The 3,111-nt window shown below is 54.3% G+C and carries 3 protein-coding genes; all 3 read left to right on the top strand.

Going from position 1 to position 3,111, the window contains the following annotated elements; translation table 11 throughout:
• A partial coding sequence (hisZ, locus tag AC1DUA_RS31280) for an ATP phosphoribosyltransferase regulatory subunit (RefSeq protein WP_477503453.1) occupies positions 1-1,050 on the top strand: 1,050 nt, incomplete at its 5' end.
• Between the two features lie 72 nt (positions 1,051-1,122).
• Positions 1,123-1,761: an ATP phosphoribosyltransferase gene (gene hisG, locus AC1DUA_RS31275; RefSeq protein ID WP_145668163.1), complete on the top strand. Its 639-nt coding sequence runs from the start codon at positions 1,123-1,125 to the stop codon at positions 1,759-1,761.
• Positions 1,762-1,779: 18 nt separating this feature from the next.
• Positions 1,780-3,066 carry a histidinol dehydrogenase gene (hisD, locus tag AC1DUA_RS31270; protein WP_477503454.1) on the top strand — a complete coding sequence of 429 codons (1,287 nt, stop codon included), beginning with the start codon at positions 1,780-1,782 and terminating at the stop codon, positions 3,064-3,066.
• The last annotated feature ends 45 nt before the right edge of the window (positions 3,067-3,111 follow it).

The following is a 3,111-nucleotide window of genomic DNA, read 5'->3' as shown; positions in this document are numbered from 1 at the left end:
GGAGTGGCAAGCTCCACAGAAGATAAGAAGCTTTTCAAATTGCTAGATCGCAAGGGTCAAACGCTGGTTTTGCGTTCTGAATTGACTGCTCCGATCGCGCGTGTAGCTTCATCRTTATTGAAAGAACATGCGTTCCCACTTCGTTTATCCTATCACTCGAACGTGTTTCGTGCGATAGAAGAGGAAGCAGGACGAGATTCAGAGTTTTACCAAACGGGTGTTGAACTAATCGGGGATGCTTCATCAGAGGCTGACGCTGAGGTAGTTGCCTTGGCTATTGCTTCACTGCAAGCAGCAGGCGTTGGAACATTCAAGATAGCACTCGGGCATGTAGGTTTCTTGAACGGATTGTTCCAGGAAACATTGGAAGGTCGCAGTGATGCGCAGCTGAGCTTGAAAGAGCATTTGCTCGGTCGTGATTATGTTGGATACCGTGAAGCTATTAAGTCACTGGCCCTTACGCCAGAGGTGGAGCGGGAGCTAATCGGCGTGTTAAGGCTTAGAGGCGGAGATGAGATCTGCGAGCAAGCTCGGATGGTATCTCAACACCCTATCGCGCAGGATGCAATTCGCCACCTATGTGAAGTGTGGGATGTCCTGCAAGCTTATGGAGTAAGCGAGCATGTTGTAATAGATTTAACGATGATTGGAGATTTCTCCTACTATACAGGTATGACTTTTGAAGGATATGCGGCGGACCTGGGCTTCCCTGTATGCAGCGGAGGCAGATACGATAATCTGCTAAGCCAGTTCGGGCGTCCTGCGCCGGCGACGGGTTTTGCGTTGAAGACGAACCGCATTCTTGAGGTGACTGGCGGAAAGGCTGTAGCGACACCTAAGCGCGTGTTGATTGCTTACGATGCAGAGCACCGCGAAGAAGCGCTCCAACTAGCCAAAGCTAAGCGGAGCAGCGAGGAAACGGCTGTTGTGATTACGCAGCTGGTGAGCGAGCCAGAAGCTTGGTCGAAGGCACGGTTGACTAAGGAAGATGGTTCCTATGAGGTGCGGGGCATCGTGTATCAGGAAGTTATTGCGCTGCTGGCACAATAAGGCAAACACAAAGCGGGAAGAGAGCGCAGATTAAGCGCTTTTCCTCCGGCGATCGGAAAGAAGGTTGGAACGGTGGATGACATACTTAAAGTAGCGATGCCAAAAGGCCGTATTTATAAACAGGCAGCGAAGCTTTTTCATAAAGCAGGGCTGCCGATTCCGGAGGATCTGGAAGAAGGACGCCGATTAATTATTCCCGTACATGAAGCGAGAATGGAGTTTATTTTGGCTAAGCCTGTGGACGTGCCAACGTATGTCGAATACGGGGTAGCGGATATCGGGGTTGTCGGCAAGGACGTGTTGATGGAGGAAAATCGTAACGTTTACGAGCTGCTGGATCTGGGGATTGCACGCTGCCGCATGTCGGTAATCGGATTGCCGGACTGGAAACAAGTGATCAATCCACGGGTTGCGACGAAGTACCCGAACGTTGCGTCACAATATTTCCGCGAGCAAGGGCAACAGGTGGAAGTCATTAAGTTGAACGGCTCTATCGAGCTGGCGCCGCTCATCGGTCTTGCTGACCGTATTGTGGACATGGTGGAGACGGGACAGACGCTCAAAGAGAACGGACTCGTGGAGCAAGAGGAGATTTTTCAAATTACGAGCCGCTTAATTGCGAATCGGGTTAGCTACCGCATGAAGAACGAATCCATTCAGCGGTTGTGTGATATGCTGCAGGCAGTGCTTCCTGTGCTGACGAAGGTCTAGAAAGAGAGGGAGATGGATATGCGGATACTACCCGCCTCTGAATTTGAATTAAAACGCGAGGTCGAATACGGCTCACCGGAACAAAATGAAACCGTCCGCCGCATCATCGAAGAGGTGCGTCAGGACGGGGATGACGCGCTTCGGCGCATGGCGAAGGAGTTCGACCGCGTAGAAGTCGCTGAGCTTCGCGTCAGCGACGAAGAGATCCAGGCGGCGTACGCACAAGTCGACGCCGAGTTCCTGGCGGCGCTGCGCCAAGCAGCCGCCAACATTCGTGCGTTTCATGAGAAGCAGAAACGCACGTCATGGATGGACCTGCAGCCGGACGGCAGCCTGCTGGGTCAAATCATCCGACCGCTGAAGCGGGTCGGATTGTACGTGCCCGGAGGGAAGGCGGCGTACCCTTCCTCCGTGCTTATGAATGCCATCCCCGCGATCGTGGCGGGGGTGCCGGAGATTGCGATGGTGACGCCTCCGGCCACTGCTGGAGAAGAGGGCATCAACCCGCATATCCTCGTGGCAGCAGCCGAAGCGGGTGTGAGAGAGATCTACCGCGCAGGCGGGGCACAGGCGGTAGCCGCGCTGGCCTACGGCACGGAATCGATCCAGCCGGTCGATAAAATCGTCGGCCCTGGCAACATCTACGTCGCGCTGGCGAAGCGCTTCGTGTTCGGCGTCGTCGATATCGACATGATCGCCGGGCCAACGGACATCGTGGTGCTGGCGGATGAACACGCCGACCCTGAATACGTGGCGGCTGATTTGCTGGCGCAAGCCGAGCATGATGAGATGTCACCAGCGATTCTGGTGACAACATCGCAGGAACTAGCCGAATCGGTTCGGCTAGAGCTATGGCGGCAGCTGGACGTGCTGCCGAAGAAAGCGATCGCTGCGGTCTCCACAGCGACTAGAGGAGCCATTCTCCTCGTAGACAGCTTGGACGAGGGCGTTGACGTAGTCAACCGCTTGGCTCCTGAGCATTGCGAGCTGCTGGTGCAGGAGCCTTTTAACCTGCTGCCGCGCATTGAGAATGCTGGCGCAATTTTCTTGGGGGCTTACAGCACAGAGCCAGTCGGCGATTATTTTGCTGGTCCGAACCATGTGCTGCCGACAAACGGCACAGCCCGCTTTTCATCCCCACTGAATGTGGACGATTTTCTGAAAAAATCAAGCGTTATTCACTATAGCAAGGAAGCGCTCATCACGAACGGCGAAATGATTATGACTTTGGCCCGCAACGAAGGGCTCGAAGGTCACGCGAGAGCGGTGGAAGTACGACTCAAGAAGGAAGGGAAGTTGAAATAAATGGCTGAACAGGACAAAGGGATCGCTCGCTCGGCGAGTGTAGCT

This window comes from Paenibacillus sp. 01T422 (assembly GCF_056398785.1).
The sequence above is the reverse complement of the archived record's forward strand: the minus strand, read 5'-3'. Positions and strand labels throughout refer to the sequence as shown.

Coding starts and splice junctions, on each gene's coding strand:
- hisD (WP_477503454.1), top strand. CDS start 1,780: ATGCGGATACTACCCGCCTCTGAATTTGAATTAAAACGCGAGGTCGAA.